22 protein-coding genes are annotated in these 21,465 nt (G+C 46.4%); 10 read left to right on the top strand and 12 right to left on the bottom strand.

Annotation, left to right across the window (positions count from 1 at the left end):
- Positions 1-18: 18 nt before the first annotated feature.
- Entirely contained in the window at positions 19-762 is a 744-nt protein-coding gene (locus LACZS1_RS11095; RefSeq protein ID WP_070650349.1) for a nucleoside phosphorylase, read from the bottom strand.
- Positions 759-1,973 carry an MFS transporter gene (locus LACZS1_RS11100; protein WP_070650350.1) on the bottom strand — a complete coding sequence of 405 codons (1,215 nt, stop codon included), beginning with the start codon at positions 1,971-1,973 and terminating at the stop codon, positions 759-761. The genes LACZS1_RS11095 and LACZS1_RS11100 overlap by 4 nt, the downstream gene beginning before the upstream one ends.
- A 124-nt stretch (positions 1,974-2,097) precedes the next feature.
- On the opposite strand from LACZS1_RS11100, the gene LACZS1_RS11105 reads away from it, so the two are divergent.
- Positions 2,098-3,276: a helix-turn-helix domain-containing protein gene (locus LACZS1_RS11105; protein ID WP_070650351.1), complete on the top strand. Its 1,179-nt coding sequence runs from the start codon at positions 2,098-2,100 to the stop codon at positions 3,274-3,276.
- 111 nt (positions 3,277-3,387) lie between these two features.
- Here LACZS1_RS11105 and LACZS1_RS11110 read toward each other — a convergent pair whose 3' ends face one another.
- From LACZS1_RS11110 to LACZS1_RS11120, 3 genes are all read right to left on the bottom strand, one after another.
- Positions 3,388-3,645 (bottom strand): hypothetical protein, encoded by a 258-nt coding sequence (locus LACZS1_RS11110; RefSeq protein WP_010492291.1) that lies wholly within the window; start codon positions 3,643-3,645, stop codon positions 3,388-3,390.
- Positions 3,646-3,747: 102 nt separating this feature from the next.
- Positions 3,748-3,954, bottom strand: a complete 207-nt coding sequence (locus LACZS1_RS11115; RefSeq protein ID WP_010492293.1) for a hypothetical protein — start codon at positions 3,952-3,954, stop codon at positions 3,748-3,750.
- Positions 3,955-4,152: 198 nt separating this feature from the next.
- A complete protein-coding gene (locus LACZS1_RS11120; RefSeq protein ID WP_070650352.1) occupies positions 4,153-4,407 on the bottom strand; it encodes a hypothetical protein in 255 nt (84 codons plus the stop codon).
- Positions 4,408-4,749: 342 nt separating this feature from the next.
- Here LACZS1_RS11120 and LACZS1_RS11125 point away from each other — a divergent pair, with 342 nt between their 5' ends.
- The gene (locus tag LACZS1_RS11125; RefSeq protein ID WP_070650357.1) at positions 4,750-5,994 is read left to right on the top strand and encodes an MFS transporter; all 1,245 of its coding nucleotides are present in this window, start codon (positions 4,750-4,752) and stop codon (positions 5,992-5,994) included.
- Positions 5,995-6,094: 100 nt separating this feature from the next.
- Here LACZS1_RS11125 and LACZS1_RS11130 read toward each other — a convergent pair whose 3' ends face one another.
- Both LACZS1_RS11130 and proB read right to left on the bottom strand, forming a co-directional pair.
- Positions 6,095-7,351, bottom strand: coding sequence for a glutamate-5-semialdehyde dehydrogenase (locus LACZS1_RS11130; RefSeq protein ID WP_070650353.1), 1,257 nt, complete (start codon positions 7,349-7,351; stop codon positions 6,095-6,097).
- 91 nt (positions 7,352-7,442) lie between these two features.
- Positions 7,443-8,282: a glutamate 5-kinase gene (gene proB / locus LACZS1_RS11135; protein WP_070650354.1), complete on the bottom strand. Its 840-nt coding sequence runs from the start codon at positions 8,280-8,282 to the stop codon at positions 7,443-7,445.
- Positions 8,283-8,653: 371 nt separating this feature from the next.
- Between proB and LACZS1_RS11140 the strand changes: the two genes are divergently transcribed.
- A complete protein-coding gene (locus LACZS1_RS11140; RefSeq protein WP_070650230.1) occupies positions 8,654-10,111 on the top strand; it encodes an ISNCY family transposase in 1,458 nt (485 codons plus the stop codon).
- A gap of 604 nt (positions 10,112-10,715) precedes the next feature.
- On the opposite strand, the gene LACZS1_RS11145 is transcribed toward LACZS1_RS11140, so the two are convergent.
- The 3 genes from LACZS1_RS11145 to LACZS1_RS11155 all read right to left on the bottom strand — a co-directional run bounded on the left by LACZS1_RS11145 (position 10,716) and on the right by LACZS1_RS11155 (position 13,432).
- On the bottom strand, positions 10,716-11,258 hold the full coding sequence (locus tag LACZS1_RS11145; RefSeq protein ID WP_070650594.1) for a hypothetical protein: 543 nt from the start codon (positions 11,256-11,258) through the stop codon (positions 10,716-10,718).
- 270 nt (positions 11,259-11,528) lie between these two features.
- Positions 11,529-12,086: a hypothetical protein gene (locus LACZS1_RS11150; protein WP_010492305.1), complete on the bottom strand. Its 558-nt coding sequence runs from the start codon at positions 12,084-12,086 to the stop codon at positions 11,529-11,531.
- Between the two features lie 146 nt (positions 12,087-12,232).
- Positions 12,233-13,432 (bottom strand): DUF2075 domain-containing protein, encoded by a 1,200-nt coding sequence (locus tag LACZS1_RS11155; protein ID WP_070650595.1) that lies wholly within the window; start codon positions 13,430-13,432, stop codon positions 12,233-12,235.
- 200 nt (positions 13,433-13,632) lie between these two features.
- Between LACZS1_RS11155 and LACZS1_RS11160 the strand changes: the two genes are divergently transcribed.
- The 5 genes from LACZS1_RS11160 to LACZS1_RS11180 all read left to right on the top strand — a co-directional run bounded on the left by LACZS1_RS11160 (position 13,633) and on the right by LACZS1_RS11180 (position 17,735).
- The gene (locus LACZS1_RS11160; protein WP_115656740.1) at positions 13,633-14,688 is read left to right on the top strand and encodes an Mbeg1-like protein; all 1,056 of its coding nucleotides are present in this window, start codon (positions 13,633-13,635) and stop codon (positions 14,686-14,688) included.
- A gap of 267 nt (positions 14,689-14,955) precedes the next feature.
- A complete protein-coding gene (locus LACZS1_RS11165) occupies positions 14,956-15,606 on the top strand; it encodes a helix-turn-helix domain-containing protein (protein WP_070650597.1) in 651 nt (216 codons plus the stop codon).
- A 222-nt stretch (positions 15,607-15,828) separates the two neighbouring features.
- Positions 15,829-16,473 (top strand): helix-turn-helix domain-containing protein, encoded by a 645-nt coding sequence (locus LACZS1_RS11170; RefSeq protein ID WP_070650598.1) that lies wholly within the window; start codon positions 15,829-15,831, stop codon positions 16,471-16,473.
- A 129-nt stretch (positions 16,474-16,602) separates the two neighbouring features.
- A complete protein-coding gene (locus LACZS1_RS11175; RefSeq protein ID WP_070650599.1) occupies positions 16,603-16,935 on the top strand; it encodes a PadR family transcriptional regulator in 333 nt (110 codons plus the stop codon).
- Complete coding sequence (locus LACZS1_RS11180; protein ID WP_070650600.1) at positions 16,932-17,735, top strand: hypothetical protein; 804 nt, start codon at positions 16,932-16,934, stop codon at positions 17,733-17,735. Before LACZS1_RS11175 ends, LACZS1_RS11180 begins: the two co-directional genes overlap by 4 nt.
- Positions 17,736-17,751: 16 nt before the next feature.
- On the opposite strand, the gene LACZS1_RS11185 is transcribed toward LACZS1_RS11180, so the two are convergent.
- Positions 17,752-18,042 (bottom strand): bacteriocin immunity protein, encoded by a 291-nt coding sequence (locus LACZS1_RS11185; protein ID WP_070650601.1) that lies wholly within the window; start codon positions 18,040-18,042, stop codon positions 17,752-17,754.
- Between the two features lie 295 nt (positions 18,043-18,337).
- Here LACZS1_RS11185 and LACZS1_RS11190 point away from each other — a divergent pair, with 295 nt between their 5' ends.
- Entirely contained in the window at positions 18,338-18,505 is a 168-nt protein-coding gene (locus LACZS1_RS11190; RefSeq protein ID WP_155807535.1) for a hypothetical protein, read from the top strand.
- A 301-nt stretch (positions 18,506-18,806) separates the two neighbouring features.
- Positions 18,807-19,784: an aldo/keto reductase gene (locus tag LACZS1_RS11195; protein ID WP_047105493.1), complete on the top strand. Its 978-nt coding sequence runs from the start codon at positions 18,807-18,809 to the stop codon at positions 19,782-19,784.
- A gap of 286 nt (positions 19,785-20,070) precedes the next feature.
- On the opposite strand, the gene LACZS1_RS11200 is transcribed toward LACZS1_RS11195, so the two are convergent.
- The gene (locus tag LACZS1_RS11200) at positions 20,071-21,426 is read right to left on the bottom strand and encodes a threonine/serine exporter family protein (protein WP_306402857.1); all 1,356 of its coding nucleotides are present in this window, start codon (positions 21,424-21,426) and stop codon (positions 20,071-20,073) included.
- Positions 21,427-21,465: the final 39 nt, after the last annotated feature.

Genomic DNA, 21,465 nt, shown 5'->3' on the forward strand with positions numbered 1-21,465 from the left:
ATGCCCCTCTCTAAAGAATCATATTAAGACAGAATTTAAAACAGATTCTGCAGACTTCTGATGAATTCGGTTATAATCTTCGGGCTCCTCCCACTGATATGTTGCACGACTCAAATGAACAACAAGACAGTTAGCCACAGGAATATTGTAAAGAGACCCTAATAAAAACAGAACTGCGGATTCCATCTCTGCGTTAATAATGTTTCGTTCCTGCCAGAACTGCATTTTGGTTTTATCTGCCTTAAGTTGACTTCCTGCGATATTGGGCTGTCGATACTGACCAAAAAAATAAGTCTCGGTGGTTAAACCAATCCCGGTATAAACCCTAAACCCACTTTTTAGAGCGCCTTGATAAATCTTATTGACAAGCAGAGGATCAGCAACAGCAGGATAATTATCAGGCACATAGTCCCCCATCAGCCCAGCTGTACGCGCCATTGCACGATTAATAATGATGTCTCCAGGATGAATATCATCACGCCATGAGCCACAGCCGCCACAGCGAATAATTTGTTTGGCACCATTTTCGATAAGCTCAATAATACATATTTCTGTCGATCCAACACCCATTCCCGTCGAACAGATGGAGACTTGATGACTTTTAAATTTCCCTGCAACCAAAACAAATTCGCGGCTATCTTCTATTTTACGTTTCGACTCCCAATCTTTAGAGATCAAATCAACTCTACCAGGATCGCCAACTATCAAGGTTACCTCTCCTAAGTCACCTTTTTGAAGGTGTGTTAAATGTTCACTGCTCATGCGGCTCGACCTTCTTTACCTTTTAATGTGAGAACTGTTAACAGAGAGACAATATAGAGAACTGATAAAAAGCCCATGGTCACAACTAAACTTGAATGATCAAGCAAGAAGCCAATCACCACTGATGAGAATCCTCCAATTGCCCGTCCAATATTAAAAATCAGATTATTGGCGGTTGCACGGATTTTTGTCTCGTAAAGATTACCCACAATAGCACCATATCCGGCATTCATCCCGTTAGCAAAGAAGCCAACCACCGTTCCACCAATTAGTAACGCAGCCTGTGTATCTGCAAAGCTGTACAGAAAAACCGAAACTGCAGATGCAAGTAAAAAAATAGAGTAAGCAACTTTACTACCAATTCTGTCCATAATCTGTCCGAAGACTAACATGCCTAATGACATCCCAACAATCGTTGCAATCATCCAAATTGATGAACTGGAAACTGACAAGCCGGATTTCTTTTGTAAAATTGAGGGTAACCAGTTCATCAAACCAAAATAGCCAGCTATCTGAACGGTTGCCATAATTGTTAACTTAATAGTGTTGCTAGCATTACCGTTTCTAAACAAATCTAGCAAACCTGGCTTATCATCCTCCTGCTTTGAGGTTTCTTTGTTTACTTTCAGCCATTCTGCTGACTCCGGCATCTTAAAGTAAACATAGACACCCAAGAAAATAGGTAAAGCGCCAAAAATGAATAACCCACGCCACCCCGAAATCGGAATAATGATCGCCGCGGCCAAAGCGGCAACGATACTACCAACTTGGCCCAGAATCGTCACGTACGATGTAACGCGACCTCTTTGTTCGCTATTAAAAACATCCGCGACCATTGACATAATAACACCATAAACACCGCCACCACCGACGCCAACTAGGAAGCGGAAGAAATAAACTACAGCAATGCTATTAGCGAATGCCATCATTCCCGTAGCAGCTGCGTAAATGATCGTTGTTACGGCGTAAATCTTCACCCGTCCGTTCCGGTCCGCCATCGGTCCAAAAACCAAGCCACCAACCAGCATACCAAGATTAGTGATTGTTGAAATAAAACCGCCCGCTGTTCCACTAATGTGAAAGCTTGTCATCATGCTTGCCAAAACAAATGACAAGAGCATCGTGCTAGCAGACTGAGAAAAAAGGCCACTCCCTCCTACAAATAATGCTCGTCGTTGTTCACGATTAACTGAACTTAAACGTTCTTCCACCTTTAAAACCTCCTCATGTTCTTTGACAGAAAAAGCTTATCATATTTGTAAGCGCTTCATTTTGTGGTATGCTACAAAAGTCTTCTCGATTTTATGTCCATCCCTACAAAGGAGCCAAATTAATATGATTGATCTCAAATCGGTTTTAAATAGCCAGCATCAGCAAATAACTCCAATTAATCGAACAAATCCTGCAAGCAGACTGGTTAGCGCTATCACAATTATGGACAACATTGCGGTTGAACAATGGCTAAGAGGTGGCGAAATCGTACTCGTAGGATCACACACGTTACCAAATGACCAAAATAAGTTAAAAGAGCTTTTGTCTCAGCTCAAGATAAACCAAGCATGTTGTCTAATAATCAAACATGTTGTTCCATTCACTGCTAATCAGGAGTTCTTAATCCATTTTTCCGAAAAAATTGATTTACCTGTCTTTCAACTAGCCACAAATGTAACCTACTTAGAATTAATGAACGATGTGAACACAATGCTCTTTAAAGACCGGCAAAGTGTTCGTCTAGCGGAATTAGATCTCAACCATCTTCTGAAAACGGATCATCCGCACGACAGCGACTTTGATTATATTTCAAGTTTGAAAAATATTGATCTCTATAAACAACAAGTATGCGTCATGCAGTTTGTTCTCATGACGCAATCAAGCCCTGATAAGCGTCTTCGCGATTTGTTCGCGCTAACCACACAGTTGCAATCCGTCTTTGATGTCTTCATCCACAATGGATTGTTACTTAGCCACTTCATCCTACCAACTTCCACTGGCGCAAATGTTGTCTTATTTACCAGTGAAGGGATTAGCTATGAGGATACTAAAGCTCGTTACTCCCAGGTAACATCTCAGATTCGTATTCCGCACAAAGCTTTATACATTGGCCTTTCAAATTTGCACCCCGCTAAGCAATTACATGAATCCTATCAAGAAGCAGTCTTCAGTATCAAAATTGCTAAAATTTTTAACCAGCAAAATCAAGTCACTTCTTTTAACACCATTGCATTATGGTCACTCATCAACAGTAGTCTCCAATCGAAAAAGTCCGAATTATTATCACAAGAAATCCAAGGTATTTTTAAAAGTTCCGAAATGTTCGACACTTTAGCAGCTTATTTTCAAAACAATGAATCCATTAAAGAGACCAGCCGGCAACTATATACTCATCCAAATACCGTTCGCTATCGATTGAAAGAGATCACCACTCGCACAGGCCTTGATTATCGAAAAACCGATGACAAATTCAGACTATACGTTGCTGTGATTATACAGACACTTAAGCAAGGAAAGCATTAGGCCATAACGGTATAGACCAATGAACGGATTAAATCTATGTAAATGTAATTCATTCAATTTTGAATTCAAAAAAAGACCCTCTGTATATCACACACAGAGAGCCTCTAATCATTAGTGCCGTGCACCCGGCCGTTTTTCTTCAGGCGCTGGCGGAATTACCGCCTTACCGCCTTTTTTAATATGCTTATAGTTCACAACCGTTTTGTTCTTCATATCTTCAACTAACGAAGCATCATCAGGCGAAAAACTGTCAATGGTCAGCATCGCTGCATTGGCGTATAGCTTTTCAACGGTTCCTTTGAAACTCAATGGCACATCCTTGGTCTTGCGCACTGAAACTTTGTCGCCTACAACGATATCTTGTGACACACAAAAACCTCCTCTTGAACGCGGTGTTTTGAAACCATCAACTGGCTGCGAAACATCGCACTGGGACAAAAACTTAAATAAACCAAGTTAAGGTGGGGAGATTCACTTAGTTGCCTGCACCTTGACCTTAATCGGTGCGTTCAGATCAACCGAATCACTGTAATGTTGCAACAAGTAGCGTTGCATGGCTTCACGTGCTTCCTTCTTGGTCATCTGATGACAGATCCGCGAAGAATCGTGCCGATGACCCCACTTGTCCGTGTATTGACCTACAACTGCATAATCACGAAGATGCGCTGCAAATAACATGATTCCCCTAACCACCTTTTCTAATTGTACCATGATTCGGTACGCGTATTTGTATCACAAAATGCATTTATACACCCTAATCGGTTCCGTTTCAACCACTTCGGCAAAAAAAGATGTTACAGTTGTCCGCAGCTCACGAGACACCAGTAACACCAATGGTTTAGCGATTTCAATTTTTCCTCTTTTAAACGTCGACTGCTACCCGACATCTCTTTGAAACGGCTTATCATATGTTGTTTCCAGACGATCACTTTTACTCTGCTTCATTTTATTGAACGCAATGACGGTCCGGCCAATCAAATCCTGCACGTTGAAGCGATCGCGTCTGTCATAATCCAGAATCTTCACGAGCGCCGAGTTTTCGTAACATTTTTCGATTTGGCCGATGAAAGCATGTTCCATATTGCCATTGGCTTGGCACAAAACGGTCATTCCTGCTTTTGCGTGTTTCATCTTAATTGCCTCCTTGTGAGCGTGTGCTGGCTCCTGCGCCAGCGCACGCGTTAATGAATTTAGTTAAGATTATCAACACAAATATCTTATTGTCAATATAGTTATTAATTTATATATAAATATTCATGTTTTCGTCACAAATAGCCGCAGTAGCAGGTGATTGTGACGTTCTTTTGACGTCAATTAGGCCCTTTTTGTCCCAGATTCATCTTGACAACAAACCTTTTTTTAAGAATGCCAAGCAAAAGATAGATCACCTAATCTGCCATTTTCAATATTGACATTCGCACTAAAAAAGCCAACGATGATGTGCAGTAAACTCTTGGCAAGGCGATGATTTTTGTGGACAGGCACGTTTTTGGAGCAACTTTTTCTTCACTACGTTCAACCAACTTCCGCCGATTTTGGATCGGTCAGTGTATTTCGGTCATGGGGACTTGGATTCAACGGACCACCCAAACTTGGCTGGCTTACCAGATGACCAAGTCCGCTTTTCTGGTTGGCTTACTGGCTGCGGCCCAATTTGTTCCGATTATGGCACTCACTTTAGTTGCCGGTACGCTGATTGACCGCTATCCCAAACGTCAGATTCTTTTGCTGACACAGTTTGGCTTTTTGGTGCTGGGCGCCATCATGACAACGCTGACTTTTTTGAAAATCATTCAATACTGGCAGATCCTTGCGATCGCGTTAGGCTATGGGATTCTTCAAAGTTTTGACACGCCCACCAGGCAATCTTATGTGATCGAACTTGTCGGCAGAAAAGATCTTATGAATGGCATCTCGCTGAATTCGTCCATTTTCAATCTGGCCAAAATTGCCGGTCCGTCTTTGGCCGGGATCCTCATGGTGACCATCGGCGTGGCGCCGTGTTTTCTGATCGACACCTTGAGTTATATTGCGATTATTATTGGCTTGTTCATGATTCACCAGGAGCATCCGGTTGCCCGGCATACGCCGCGCCACATCATTGCCGATGTCAAAGAGGGCCTCGTTTATATTGTGCATCATGACAATGTCAAACTGAGTGCCGAACTCATGCTGATTATCTGCACGTTAAATTTCAACAATAATGTCATCATCCCCATTTATGCCCAGGAAGTTCTGGGCCGCGGTGCCCAAGGCTATGCCAACCTGTTGTCGGCCACCGGCATCGGTTCGCTCATCGCGGCATTTCTCATGAGTTACCTCGCGCGATTCGGTCTGCGGCGCGATTTATATCTCCTAGTCGCACTGGGAACTGCCTTGATTCAAACGTTAATGATTTTTGTCCATGTTTACTGGTTAGCCATGATTTTTATGATCGTCATCGGCTTTTGCAATATGGTTTTTCTGAATCAATCCAATGCGGCATTTCAGTTCTCGATTCCCAACGAGCTGCGCGGTCGCATCATGAGTGTCTACGTATTGCTCAACCAAGGCTCGACGCCAATTGGCAGTTTGTATGTCGGTGGCTTGATGGATGTTGCCGGCGGCTTATGGGGCTTTCCTTCCTGTGGCTTGCTGGCACTGGTGTTAGTCATCCCAACCTTGCTTAGCCATCGCACGACCGTTAAGCGCTGGTTGCACGTCAAAACAGCCAACTGATGCTGAAGCATAAAAAGCAAATGAGCTTCCGCGTGTTGGAAGCTCATTTGCTTGTAAAAACGCCACTTGATGACAACATTTTTAATGGTAAAACAATATACTAATCTTCACGTACCTGGCCATTGCCCAGCACCTGGTACTTAATCGTCGTCAACGCGGCTAAGCCCATCGGTCCGCGGGCGTGCAGCTTTTGAGTGCTGATGCCGATCTCGGCGCCGAAACCGAACTCAAAGCCATCCGTGAACCGCGTCGAAGCATTCACATACACCACCGCAGCATCAACCTGTTGGAGAAATCGCTGACTGTTTTGATAATTATCCGTGATGATGGCTTCGCTGTGCTTCGTGTTGTGCGCGTTGATATGCGCGATGGCCGCTTCTTCGGAATCCACGACTTTGACTGCCATGATGAGGTCGTTATACTCCGTGTCCCAATCTTCGTCTGTCGCCGCGTGCATGCTCGGCACGATGGCGCGCGCTCGCTGATCGCCGCGCAGCTCAACGCCGTGTTCCTGCAACGCTTTGGCAATCACCGGCAGCTGCTCGTCAGCCACATCTGCATGAATCAAGAGCTTCTCGGCAGCATTGCAAACAGATGGCCGCTGAACCTTGGCGTTGACCACAATCGCCACCGCCATGTCCAGCTGCGCCTGGGCATCAACATAAATGTGGCAATTGCCAGCACCCGTCTCAATCACCGGGACCGTTGCCTGCTCCACAACTGCTTTAATCAGGCCACGCCCGCCTCGCGGAATCAACACGTCGAGGTAATCGTTGAGATGCATTAATTGATTGGCCACTTCATGCCGCGTATCTGTCACCAGCTGAACCGCATCGCTCGGCAAGCCATGCGTCGCCAATACATCTTGCAAAACCGTTGCCAATGCCATATTGCTATGCAAGGCTTCCTTGCCGCCGCGTAGAATGACGGCATTACCACTTTTAAATGTCAACGCCGCAGCATCCACCGTCACGTTCGGCCGCGCTTCATAAATCATCCCGACAACGCCTAAAGGAACCCGTTTTTGAGCAATCGTCAGCCCAGCATAATTCACCCATGCGCGATCGGTTTGGGCAGTGGGGTCGTCTAGGACCGCCACCTGCCGCACGCCCGCCGCCATGTCAGCAATCCGTGCTTCCGTCAACACCAGCCGGTCCTTGAATTTGCTCGGCATCATGCTGGCAGCTTTCAGATCCTCCTGATTAGCTGCCAAAATGGTTCCCGTGTGCATCTCCAGCGCATCAGCCATGGCCAGTAAGCCGGCATTTTTCTGCGCCGTGGTTAATTGGCCAAGAATTGCCGCGGCCGCCTTAGCCGCTTTCCCCATTTGTTCAAGATCGATCGTCGTTGTATCCATTTAAGTCGTCTCCTTTACCGATTGCGAGCCGCAGCGGCTGACAAAATGGCTGCCTTTTTCCTCGTGTCATCTTATACGTGTGGTTTTAAATTCAACTATTTGAAGCTTGGTTATCAGGTGATACCTGCTCCAAAACGTTGCCAAACCAAGTTCCGACTGGCTCACCAGCGACGATGCGCAGGATGATCCGCGGATCACGGCCGCTTGCCAGCACCATCTGTTTGCCGGCACGCATCATCGTTTGCGCGGCTTTTAGTTTGGTCACCATTCCGCCGGTTCCAAAACGCGTTGAACTGCCACCGGCGCCAGCTAAAACCTTGGCAGACAAGTGGGTTATTTCCGGAATCAGCGTCGCACCCGGATGCCGGTTAGGATCCTGATCATAAAGCCCGTCAATGTCGGAAAGTACCATCAGCAAATCCGCATCAATCTGCTTTGCGACCAAGGCCGAAAGCTGATCGTTATCGCCAAAGGTTGTCCGATGATCCAACTCATCCACAGCCACACTATCATTCTCGTTGATGATCGGAATGACCTGTTGGGCAAGCAAAGCATCAATCGTATCAAGCACATGCTGGCGCGTTTGCGGATAATCAAACACATCATGCGTGAGCAACAACTGTCCGATTTTGGCGCCGTAATCGCTAAACCGTTGCGTGTACAAGGTCATCAGCTCTGACTGGCCGATTGCCGCAAGCGCCTGTTGATGGGCGATCGCGGCAGGTCGCATACTCACCCCAAGCTTCGCCATTCCGACGCCAATCGCCCCAGAAGTGACCAAAACCAATTCATAGCCTTGATTATTCAACGCAGTTAAGGCATACGCCAGCCGATCAATCGTCTGTAAATTCACTTTGCCATTTCGATGAATCAAACTACTTGTTCCGATTTTGACCACGATTCGTTTACAATGCATTGCCCGTTTTACCATCGTTACCTCCGCACGCTACAACTTTCTCAGCATTCAAAAAAGCACCGTTTTGATCGAGACACCCGTTAAGGCGGTACCATTCTCGTTCAAAGCAGTGCTTTGCGCTTTTTCATGATTTAATTAATTTGAGCATCAACCTCAAGCTTGGATTCGCGAACCATTCAGAACTTTCAGCTAGTGTTCTGATCTCTGTGAGCCGCTACTATGACTTGATGAAGTGAATTGTATGCGGCGCACCAGGAAAAGTCAAGCTTTGTTATTACCCATTATGTATCTTTTGTCGACCGCAAGCGATATTGTCTTAAGTAAGCAGTTAGCCAAAGTGTCACAAAAACTGTAACCTCTTAGAAGATACATCTAGGAGGAATCACATGAAGAAGGTTGTCTTAACAATGAAAGAAGAAGAACGTTACCGAGTCATCAAAGCAGTGGTCAATGGTAAGACCTCCGTGCAACGCGCAGCCGTTAAGCTCAAGCGCTCCGAACGAACCATCTACCGACTGATCAAGCTTTACAAGCAACAAGGCAAAGACGGCTTTATCCATGGTAATGCCGGCCGTGAGCCTGCCAACAAACGCAACGCGCAACTCGAACGTCGGATCATTCATCTGTACACCAACAAGTATGCCGGTTTCAACATCGCTCATTTCCACGAGTTCTTAACCACTGCCGAACAAATCGCTATCTCCGAATCCTCACTTCGGCTCTTATTCAGACACCACCACATTCTGTCACCCAAAGCCCATAAAGCCACCAAGCGTCGGGTCAAGCGTGAGTTAAAAGAAAAAGAAAAGAAGGCCAAGCTCCTATCCAAACGTGATGAAGCCACCTTGTCAGCCATCGAAGTCGTTGAAAACATCAAAGCCCATCCAGAACGTCCTCGGAAACATTATTCTGGTGAACAGGTACAAATGGATGCTTCATGGGAGTATTGGTTTGGTACTCAAAAAACCACCTTACACGCAGCCATTGATGATCAGTCCGGGAACGTTGTCGGCGGCTACTTTGCCAAACAGGAAACACTCAGCGGCTATTATCACGTGTTTGCCCAAGTCCTTCGCGATTATGGCGCTCCAGCAGAATTCCTAACGGATCGGCGCACCGTGTTTAATAGCAACAAAAAAGAGGGCTCACCTTCGACCGAGAACCCTCTCACACGTTTCGGTTATGCCTGCCAGACACTTGGAACAGAACTTTCGGTCACCAGTATTCCGCAAGCCAAAGGCCGCATAGAACGTCTTCTGGAGACTTTTCAAGATCGGCTCACAAGTGAACTGCGGTTGCATAACATCACCACAATCGCAGATGCCAATCGGTTTTTGGTCGGCTTTATCAAGCGTTACAATGACCGCTTCGCATCTACCATCAAAAGTAGCATGTCGGTGTTTGATAAGCAACTAACACCCAAGGAAATTGACAATATTTTGATCATTGCCAATGAACGCAGCATCGGCCACGGACACTGTGTTCGCTTTGACAACAAGCGCTATCTGCCACATCGAAATGGCGAATTGGTTTACTTACCGCCGCATACAAAGGTCTTAGTCATCAAAAGCTTCACTGGCAGACTTTATATGACCACTGATGACGACCAGGTGTACGACCTTTTCTGTGTGCCAAAAGAACAGTTCATGTCAGCTAAATTCGATCTTACGCCAGCCGCGGCACCAACTCCTAAACGAACCAAGAAAATCCCGGCAATTACGCATCCGTGGCGCCGTGCTAACTATCGCGATTACCTTGATTCTCTTGGCATTAACAGTACAAGGGTTAAACAGTTGGTCGCCGAACGATATCCATACAAGAATTCACAAGCGATTCAAGTCTAATCAGGATCATCTCGCGTCCAGTTTTCGGACGCATGTTTTATGGAATTTACTGTCAAAGTCGAAAATCGCTTGACAGCTTTGTTATTACCCATTATGTATCTTTATCGAGCGCTTTGCTCCAATTGTTCACGTGGAATGTTTGTGCTTCGCTTTTCGCGTGCCGAACCACCACTGACTAAAAAAGGTACCGCATACGCAAGCAACCAAAACCCACCAGCGGAAAGGCACACGGAAAATTGACGCTAGCGAATAACCTATCGCTAAAACAACGACAAGGTAACGCAGAAAGTTATATCCTGTCCTTACGCCAGCGACAAGAGATCCTGTAAAATTATAATGTTTCAAGTATCCATCACCTCTTCGGAGAACTGAAAGCTAATAAGATCGTTGTTTGGGTGTAAGCCGCGGTAATCCAGTTATGATTGTATTAAACCTGGCGTCAGTGTAGCCGCTGATACCCCAAACGTGATGCTCCTTACAAAAAAACTAAAAAGCACCTCAGCCTTTTATACTTATAAGTAAATTTATATATCTTATGTTTGTTGATTATACGTTAACATCGCTGTCTGTCAACCCAGAGAAGTTGCTTTTATATATTTCACACTTACTGCCGTGTCACCGGCACGCGCAATGCATAAATTCGCGGTAATGAGTCGCGGCCACGTACCGGTTGGCCATTGACTGTTAACGCCCCCTGCTTCACGGATACTTTTACTGGTGAAGGTAGCCTCACTGCATAACGCTCCGGTAGTTTTAGTCTTTCAACGTAAAACCTACCATCATTCAGCTTCCGGGTAATGCCGACAACACCTAGTTGATCCGCCTGGGCTAGGTAAACCCCATTAGCCGTTAGTGGGTTGCCGACAAGCTGCCAATCGCCGTTTTTCATTCGGTACTGTTTGCGTCCTTTAATGTCGAAGCGGTAAAAAGCAAAAATTCCGCCGGCAAGCGGTCGCTGACACCCATCCGGGAAAACCGCCATTTGTTGGAATAGCGGCACCGACTTTTGCGACTGCTGCGCCACAACTGTTTGCTGTGCCGTGAGTGATATTGGTTTGGTCTTGACGCCACCGCCTTGTAACCCCATGACGGCTAAAATGGCTGCCCCCGCAATCAAAATTTTAATGATGATGTGTTTCCCCCGCATTTCCCCGCCTCCATGTATTAATTTTTAAATATATTAACAATAAGCTTATCAGTTTGGCTAGATGATCCGCTAATAATACACATGTTATTAAAAATGATTCTGCAACCCACAAAATAGTGCAGCGCAGTAACTTGAAAACAAGTAGGATCGCATTCTTACCGTGCCATTCTGTGAATTTGTCACCTTTTAACGACATTAAAAAATCCCGATCCGTCAAAGCCTTTATAGCAATGATGAATCAGGACTGGGTTGTTTATTTATAAATCGTAACTAGGCGCGGACAATTTTACCAACCGCAATTGGCAGGGTCACGTGCGCGTCGTAGTTCATGACTGTGCCCTTGACCGTATCAGGCAACTTCAGTGAATCCGGAACACCGTGAATATAAATCACACGTTTGTCGAGTTGCAAATCTTCGCTGCCAAATGCGGCTTTGAAAGCCTGTTGGAGTTCCTTCAAATCAACGAGCTTCTCATAGGCGTAATGCCCTTCCGCATCAGCAACCGGATAACTGTCATTTGGCACATGCATCTTGGCAGGTTCAGCATCAAACGGCACCATGGTCGTACCGGAAACTGGCTCTGTTTCTGGCAAATCAACGAAACCATCACCGTTAGCATCTTGCGCCGCCGTAGCAATTTCTGCCGGCTTCCCATCAGGAAAACCATGGAAGTGTTCCCAATGCTGGACGTTTGCTGGTGTATCAAACATCTCAATATGGATCCGCAGTTGCGCACCATCAACCGTAAATTCAGCGGTGCCATGCGGCTTTGTACCGATTTTCTCTGCATTCAACGGTACAATCTCTGCCGTGTATTTCTCAGCCATATAAATCAGCTCCTGTTATGATTTTTGGAACACCTTTAGAATAACGTTTATTTTTTAATTGCTCAAATTTTAAAAGAAAATTTTTAAGGACTGCTTCCCTCGGCATTTGTCTTGGGTAATTGATCGACTAAAATTCTTTTACCAACTTATCGCTTTGCTGCCGCCAACAGTCGTTCCCGCAGTGCCGGATCGGCCGCATATAGGTACAAGCCATGCTTTGCCCTTTTTAGCAAAATGTTGACGGCATTCATCATAATCGCGGCCTTGGCATCCTGCGTGTCTGCTAGATCCGGCCGCTTTTTGAACGCTTCTTTATCTTGGTACTGTGCTAAGTTGACAGTCAGCCGATCGCGTTGCTTATCGTAACCGAGACTGGGTCCCAAAATCACGCCGGCATAATTTAAGTCAAACCCCTGTATGGTATAAATCGAGCCAACCTCATGGAGCGTTTCCGGCCGTTGCGCCCATGGCCGATCGGTGAAGTTGATTTTGTCCCACGGCAGGCGCAAGGATCCGGCAGTGACATACCAGGTCTTGTTGTCCAATACCGTAAACGGGTAGTCCGCAGTCGCAATCATGCGTGACAATCCCACCGCGGCATCGCGTTGCTGAATCAGTTGATACATTGGCTGGCCATCCGCGAAAATCCGGAAGTCAAAAGTTGCCGGTTGCGGAAGTGGCGCGATCCGGCCACGAACAAACTGATCAATCCAGCGATTCACCGCCGCATCCCCTACCCGCATTTGCTCGGTTAGCCGATAATGCGTCACGGGATAATCGCGAGTAATCCGTTTGAGCAGCGCTGGGGTCCAAAAGCTTTTCAATTTTACCAATTGATGAAAATCAAAGACCAGCACCACCAGCTTCGCCAGGTGAAGGATGTCTGCCAGCTGATTGGTGTCTCGAAAATTGTTATATGGATCTGGCGCGGTCAAAAGCAGATGGCCTTCGTCAATGAACACAATATCAGCCATTTTGCCTGCTTTTCGATAAGCGTTAATAAAAGGAGTGGGCTTCATGAAGTCCTTTTTATGGAAGTACGCTTTGGTCCCGGCAATTTCTTTGTAAATCTTCAACATTTCATTGTGATTCACCAACAGCTTATTGTCTGTTCCTGCAAGTGGCCCACTATCTGTACGCGCGGCTTGTTGCAACTGGGCAAACGCCGCGTCCAGTACCACACTTTTGCCAGATCCCGCGTCGCCTGAAATGATCAGCAGATGCGTCTGATTCGCTGGATAATTGGTGGTAATGAAGTCGTGAATGTGTTGCTTCAAGGCAGCCTGTGCTGAAGTCAAAGCCGCGTCCTGGGGCAAAATAAACGTTGATTGCGCTAAGTCCGGCATATGAGCACCTCCGAAATTAATATAGCATTTTCAAATTAAGTTGCCACACGTCTTCGCCAGTTAGTTGAATGAGGTAACTTTTTAAAAAGAACACTAAAAGAAACCTATCTGTAAAGCAAATCACATACTTTATTCATATAAAGTGGTTAAACTATAAGTAACGAGTTTGAACTGTTATTCAAGAACTAGGAGTACTTCATATGCCTTCAATTGCTGATTACCCACAACGCCCGAGTTTGGCGTCATTTCAACAGGCTCCGCTGACTGAGCTTGATGCCGGTTTATTTGCGCAGCTTGGTTATTTGAATTTTAATTACCTCATTGGCCAGCCGTATGCCCGGTTTGCCGATTTAAATGACAGTATGCGGCTGCATAAAGCGACCTTAACGACATGGGCCATCCCGACACATCAAGCCATGCTGCATGCGATGCATCAGAGTAAGCGATTTGCCCGCGTTGCATGGACCAACTGGCTTGAAACCTGCAGCCACCGCAATGAAGAAGATTTTGCGGCCATCACCTTTACGCTGGCACCGGATGTGTATTGCGTTAGTTTCCGCGGCACGACGAATAAACTGGTCGGCTGGAAAGAAGATCTCAATATGAGCTTCATGCCAACCATTCCGGCACAGCGACGGGCGTTGAGCTATCTGACTAAGCAAATCAGCCGCCACCCTGGCACTTATTATCTGACTGGGCACTCCAAGGGCGGCAGCCTCGCCACTTACGCGTTCGACCATCTGCCAGAACCGCTCGCCGATCAAGTTGCGCATGTTTATAGTTTTGATGGGCCAAGTGGTGTCCCACTCGACCCCAGCCATCGTGACCGCGTGACCAAGCTTGTGCCGCAAAGTTCGCTCATCGGCGTCAGTTTGGATCCGGCAACCAACTTTGAAGTCGTTAAAAGCCGCGTCAAATTATTCGGTCAGCATGATGTGCTCACCTGGAGCATTGCAGACGATACCTTCACGCACTTGCCGACAACGACTTGGGTTTCGCGCTATTTTCAAAAAACCTTCGCCCTGTGGTTAGCCGGCCTTGATGCTAAGGCAACTGCCATCACGGTCGACGCTTTGTACCGAATCCTTCGCAGCGGCAATGCCATTACACTTGATGATCTGGCGAAAACCAAAAACCATTGGCGCCACTATTTCCACGCCTTCCGCAGTTTGGACAAGCATCATCGCAAACAGCTAGGCCGTTCATTCCGCGGTCTGCTTGGTGCAATGGCGGGATCGTTGGTGCAAACCCATTAAATGCCATGATTTGGTTGCAACGTGCGTATTGAAACCCGCCGATGATACTAAGCCAAAACGTTCCGTGAGACAAAGAGCTGTCTTGCGGAACGTTTTTTGTACTCGACGCCGAACCAATTTTTGAACGATATGCTCTCGTCAACCACCCGAGACAAGTTCCAAAACCGCGTCACGCCGGCACTCTATGATTCTTAGACAAGCTCTCAGCTAAAAATACTTGTGCAAAATCAATAACGCTTTGACAATAGTGACAAGGGGGTAAAAAGTATGCAGTTCAGCGACAAACTCAAATTGGCGCGCCAACAACATCAGTACACGCAAACACAAGTCGCCGAGCAATTACACGTGTCATCCAAGACCGTTTCCAGCTGGGAAAATGCGCGCAGTTTCCCGGACATCGGCACACTTGTCAGAATCAGCGATCTCTATGACATCTCATTGGATCGTCTATTGAGGGAGGATCAAACCATGATGGATCATTATGAAGCTATCGACAAACATGCACTACGCGACAAGCGGATTTTTCAAGTCACTTACTTTGTTAACCTTGTGCTTCTATTGGGATTTGTGATTTTTAAAATGCTCGGCAACACATCACCCCTATTGCGTCAATATAGTGGTTGGGTAGGTTTGGTATTTATTGTTAATCTAATTGTCCTGGCAACGCATTATCCAGATTACCGGCTATGGATTCGTTCATGGCCGCGGCGAATTTTGCTAATCATTCTTGCTTTGAGCTTTGCTACAATCTTCTTTCTTCTTATTCAAGAGCCAATAACCGTTTCTTCGGGTGACAGCTATTACCAAACTGGTTATATAGCTGGGGCACAACTACGAATGGTCACACTTCCTATCATACAAACCTTGAGTACCATTTTTGCCATCTTCGGTTTCGAAGAAATTCTAGACAAGAATTAGCCGTTAAACACAATGACATTTGACTAGTTTACACACAGACGTCTCTTAGGCTCGGCATTGACCGGGCTTTTTTTTAGTTCTTCACGGTTTTGAATAATCCGAAGAAAAGATGCCACAATCCGCGTCACACCAACAACTCTACGATTCTTAGAGCCACTATTTCACAAAAAGACTTGTGCATTTTTAGTCACACCTTAACAATAGCAACAGGTGGTGAAGAATATGCAACTTAGCGACAAGCTGAAATTGGCTCGGCAACAACAGCACTTGACCCAAACCCAAGTTGCCAAGCAACTACATGTTTCAGCAAAAACAATTTCCAGCTGGGAGAATGCGCGTAGCTTCCCCGACGTCGGAACTTTGGTCAGCATCAGTGACTTTTATAACATTTCTTTGGATCGATTACTTAGGGAGGATCGTACAATGATGGATCATTACGAGACAATCAGCAAACAGGCGCAACGAGACAAATGGTATTTCAAAATTACATATTATCTAAATGTCATCTTTGTTTTAAGCACCTTGGCTTTAAAAACCGTTCCGAATAACCTAGAGACTGTATCAAGGTGGGTTCTACTCGCATCAATTATCAATTTAATGGTCTTAGCGACCCACTATCCAAACTACCACGCTTGGATCGAAGGCAAAAGTCATAGAATGTTGTTGGGAATCTTCCTCGCATTGGGCATCATTTCTTTAATAATGCAAATCTGTATATCCGGATTCATTCCACGGCTGTATCCTGGAACGAATCACCTAGCCTCTCTTGCCGGATTTTATATAGGAACACTAATAGCAAGCCTGTTATGGGTCTTCAGCATCTGTTTTATGATCTTTGGCTTCGCCGAACTCAAAGAAAAGCCTTAACCCCCGCATTCACAGCCCATCCCAAAGCCAGCCAATTGCGCTGGCTTTTTTAAAATGAGATATCTTGCTTTACAAGGTATCCCACCATGATTATACTATGCTTAACAAGGTATCAAGGGAGGCGAGGCCATGCAACCTTCATCGCAAATGCTGAAGGGCATTCTAGAAGGCGCCATCTTGAAGATTATTCAGCAAGGCGATATTTACGGCTACGCTTTACACGAAAAGCTGGCCGCGCTTGGGTTTGGCGACATTCCTGAAGGCACCATCTATCCCTTGCTGTTGAAGCTTCAAAGAAATAAACTCATCATCGGAGTAAGGCGACCAACCGGCAATGGTCCCGATCGCAAATACTACCATCTCACTGATGACGGAGAAAAGACGCTCACCATTTTTCAACAACAATGGCATCAACTGGTTCAAGCCATGGCCAATCTCAACCAAGGAGGCGAATCGTCATGAAAAAATTAACCCAACTCCGAGCCGCCAATGATCAACAACTCAAAAAGATTCACGGTACGGACTATACCTACACCGAAACAGTCATCCAATATTTACGCGGTGATCTGCGCAAGGATCCTTATGCCATTGAACAGGCTATTAGCGACTTATTGGCAACGTTGATTGACGCACAACAGAATGGCCATAAAGTAGCATCCTTCTTTAGTGACGATCCTCAGGCGGCAGCCGACAATATTCTAAAAGAGTTGCCGCACATCTCAGTCACTTACCTTTTTTCGATGTACTGGCCACTCCTCATGTTTCTGCTCATTCAAAATATATTAATCATGTTGATTAGCCCCAGTTTGCGTTTTAGCCTAAGCGATGTGATCGGCATTAATTTCTTTGCCTTACTCATGATTGGCGCCTCGTTTGCCCGTGGCATTTTCTTTAACAAACTTTCGCGCAAGACAATCGCTGGATTATGGATATTATTAGTGCTTATGTTTGTGGTGCCTTTTTTGACGGGATATCTGTTCCGTGGCGTGGCACCCTTTGCTATTTCCAGTCCGACACTCATCAGATTTTCTGCGATTCTTTGTGCTATTAATCTAGCTTGCGCACTGTGGTTACGGCCGATTTTTCTCATCTTCCTCGGCTGGACCGGCGTGTGGCTAATCGCCGTGCTCGGCCTTGCTTTGCCGTCTTCTGAATTAACGGTCATCTTGGGCATCGCCGGAATCGTTTGCGCGCTTGGCTTGCTTTTCTACCGGCCCGATCCGTTGCATTCGTCAACAAAAAGCACAGGCATCCACCCTTAGTTGCTAGCTTCCAATCCTATCTAAAAAATAGGCTGAAAACACTCGCCTCGCCATCATACCGTTCGCCCATCGGCCCAATCGCCATATATAACCGATGCACAGCAGCCGGCATTTGCAAATGGTTCAGCAAAACGTACCGCGAAATCGTCCGCTTCAACTTGACGGCAACTATCTGATAAGCTGTCCCGTTTTGCAATTCTTGGGCCGCCATTAATAAGTCACGCCGAATTTGTGGGTAGGCCGTCATTTCAGGATCGTTGTAAGCTGTGTCGATCGCCTGAAATAACTGGGTTTCTTTTTTATTCATTTTGGGCACCTCCAGGATGAATGCAGTTTAGCGCGTTACTGTACTTGATGCAATGTTACATCGCTTTTTGTCTAGAAGAACGTGTCGTTTTGACAACTTGAAAAATAACGCAACGTTTATTTGGGAAAACCCAACGTTTATTTAAATTTTGTCACAACGCGGCGGTTTTGTCGCAAACTGAGGGTTAGTAAAAGCATTCATTGCAAAGCAACGGGAGGGCGCATATGACCGATTCAACCTACAAATTCGCTGTCGAACCAACCCTAGGGCAAAATTTACGAGGTGGCCACTCATCATGAACGCAAAAGAAGCGCTTATCAGTACCTGTGTTTTCACGGTTTTCCTTTTTGGCGTTGATTTATTTTTAGGTGGCCACTTTCAGGTCTTCAGAAATCTGTTTACTGGAGTCGTGTTCTTTTTGATCGTCTGGATCTCGGGATACCTATTCCATAAGGAGGCGTAAATCTTGTTCGAGCCTGAGCCCATCGCGGATTTTATTGCGATGGGTTTTTGAATGTCCAGTTCTGGTGTCTGCCCGAAACTCCCTAATCCTCGTACAGCCAATCCTATTAAATCCGTATTGCATCGACACAAAATTATTTGTAAAGTTGAGATGGTGTTATGTCTCGCTTCGTTAAGTTTTTGGGGAACGAACCTTAGTGTATTGGATAGCCACCAAGACAGCGCGATCCGCTTTTAATCAGTGTCGCGCCTGCTGTAACAAAAATTGGAAATCGCATTCAGGTTAAGAAAGGATCTTTCAAGTGAAATATCGTTTATTAGGCAAAACCGGCTACAAAGTCAGTGAAGTTTCCCTTGGTACTTGGCAACTGGGCGGCAAGTGGGGTGCACCGTTTGATGCCAAGGTTGCGCGCGAAACTTTGGAAGAAGCATACGCTCATGGCGTCAACTTCTTTGATACTGCCGATGGTTATCAAGGCGGTGAAAGCGAAAAAATGGTCGGCGCTTTTGTCAAACAGCATCCTGACGTTCATTTCACGACCAAAATCGGCCGTAAAGAAGAACCGTTGACTGCAGAGCATTTTGATCCTGATCATGTACGCCGCTATGTCGATGAATCATTACAAAATATGGGCTTGGACAGTCTGGACATTGTCTTGTTGCACTGCCCGCCAATGCAGGTCTACTACCAACCTGAGACCTTCTTCGCATTGGATGCCTTGCAAAAAGCCGGCAAGATTCGGCATTATGGCGTCAGCATCGAACGCGCCGAAGAAGGCATTAAAGCTTTGGATTATGACACAGCGGTCGTTGAAGTGATTTTCAACATGTTCCGCCTGCGCCCGGCTGAAACCTTCTTCCCGCTGGCTAAGCAGCATGATGTTGGCATTCTCGCCCGTGTCCCTTTGGCGAGTGGTCTGCTGACAGGCAAGTTTGATGAGAATACTAAGTTTGCACCGACTGATCAACGGGCCAACAATCGCCACGGCGAACACTTTAGCAAAGGCGAAACCTTCTCCGGCGTTGATTATCTAACCGGGGTTAAAGCTGCCCGTGAACTTAAAGAACGTCTCGGTTCAGACAACCTCGCCGCAACGGCACTTCGATTTATCCTAATGTACGATGCCGTCTCAGCCGTCATCCCCGGTGCCAGCAACCCTACCCAAATCGAACGCAACACCGATGCTGCGGATGTACCGCCGCTGACGCCTGAACAAATGGCAGTGGTTAAAGATGTGTATGACCGCCTGATCAAAAATCCGGTTGGATACGAATGGTAACAGCTTAATCACTGTTGTCAAAAGCTGCCGCTCACCGATTTATATCGATGTAAGGGTACTTTTACACGCCACCCAAGTGTGATCAAGGCCAGCTCACGTGTTAGCTAGGTGGCATCAGGATTTATGCACCACTCATCGCTGCCGGCAGCTTTCTTTGGCAACAGCGCTGTTGCGACATAACGATTTGTTTCATTGCTGACAAATCAAATCATTCAAACAAACAACGTAACAACCCCACTTTGCCAGGCAAAGTGGGGTTGTTTGTGTGCTTCGGATTATGAGAGACTCAATCGCTTTTCCGCCACCGTGAATCCATAATCAGGCGGGCAGTAAATAAGCCCAGCGGCAAGAACATAATAATCAGTGCCGCGCGGGTCATCCATTCCGCGCCAACGCCAATGTTGTTAAGACCGATATTATACACAGCCCGATAAATATAAAGGCCCGGAACCATGATTACAATTGATGGCACGGTCAGTGAAATTCGCGGATAGCCATCGACACGATTAATCGCCGAGGCAATCAAGCCCGCCACCAAGGCGCCGATAAACGCTGCCGCAGCTGGCGGAATCGTATTTAAGTCCACCAGTTCAAGCCGCAGCGTATTGGCGACGGCCCCGATCAAGCCAGCCTGAACTGCCATGCGCCGCGGGCTGTTGAACATTACGGAGAAACCGAAAACCCCGCAAAAACTGGCCATGAGTCGGAAAACCAGTAAAAGTACCGGATTAAGGCCTAAATCGGCAAAATTCTCTGGGCGCAAGTGCACCAGCATGGCCACTAACCAGCCAACCAATGAAGCAACAATCGTGATCATCAAGGCATATAACAGCCGCTCCATGCCTGAGCGCATATCCTGCTTGGAAATATCCAACATACTGGTGATGAACGGAAAGCCCGGGATCACAAACAACATAGCACCGATATACCCATCCTCATGCCGTGCAGCAATTCCCAAGCTCATTTCCAAGCCGCGGAAAACCATAAAGTAAACCAGACAGGCCACCGCGACACTGACCCCGATGCACGCCAGCAAGGTCCAATTGCGCCGAATCATGATTCCACGCAGCCAGTTACCGATACCCGCACCGACAAAACAACAAATCATCTCAATCGGACCGCCACCAAGCAGAAAAACGAAGGCACAGCAGGCCAATGCCGCAGCAAGACCTGCACGAAGCGGATCATAGTTGCCAGACATTTTCTGAATCTGATCGAGCCGGTGATGAATATCCCGCACCGTCTCTTTGGCATACTGCGTATCAAATTCGCGCACAAATCGTTCCAGCGCATCCAACTTGTCCGTGTTCACACCACTTTGCGGCAACGACAACACTTCGGAATAAGCGTGGTTATTGCTGAAGCAGGTATACGACAATGAAATCAAACCAATGTCAGCCGAACACGACATCCGCAAAGCTCGCGCCACCGTGTTCATGGCTTCCCGAACCCGCCACGCTCCTGTGCCGCACGCCAGCAGCATAATGCCAACCCGGCCAACAAGTGATGCCCGTTCTTCAAGCGTTGCATGATCCGCCTGACGCTCTTCGCTAACGATGACGTCATACCAAGGAATCTGCATATGGTGTTTTTCTGAAAGCGGTGGATTCCCCTGCGCCGCCTGATTACTTTTTGACGTCATAACTTGTGCCAATCCTTCTTCTTATAGGAATATTCGTTT

Source organism: Lacticaseibacillus zeae subsp. silagei, from assembly GCF_030770335.1.
Taxonomy (GTDB): domain Bacteria; phylum Bacillota; class Bacilli; order Lactobacillales; family Lactobacillaceae; genus Lacticaseibacillus; species Lacticaseibacillus zeae.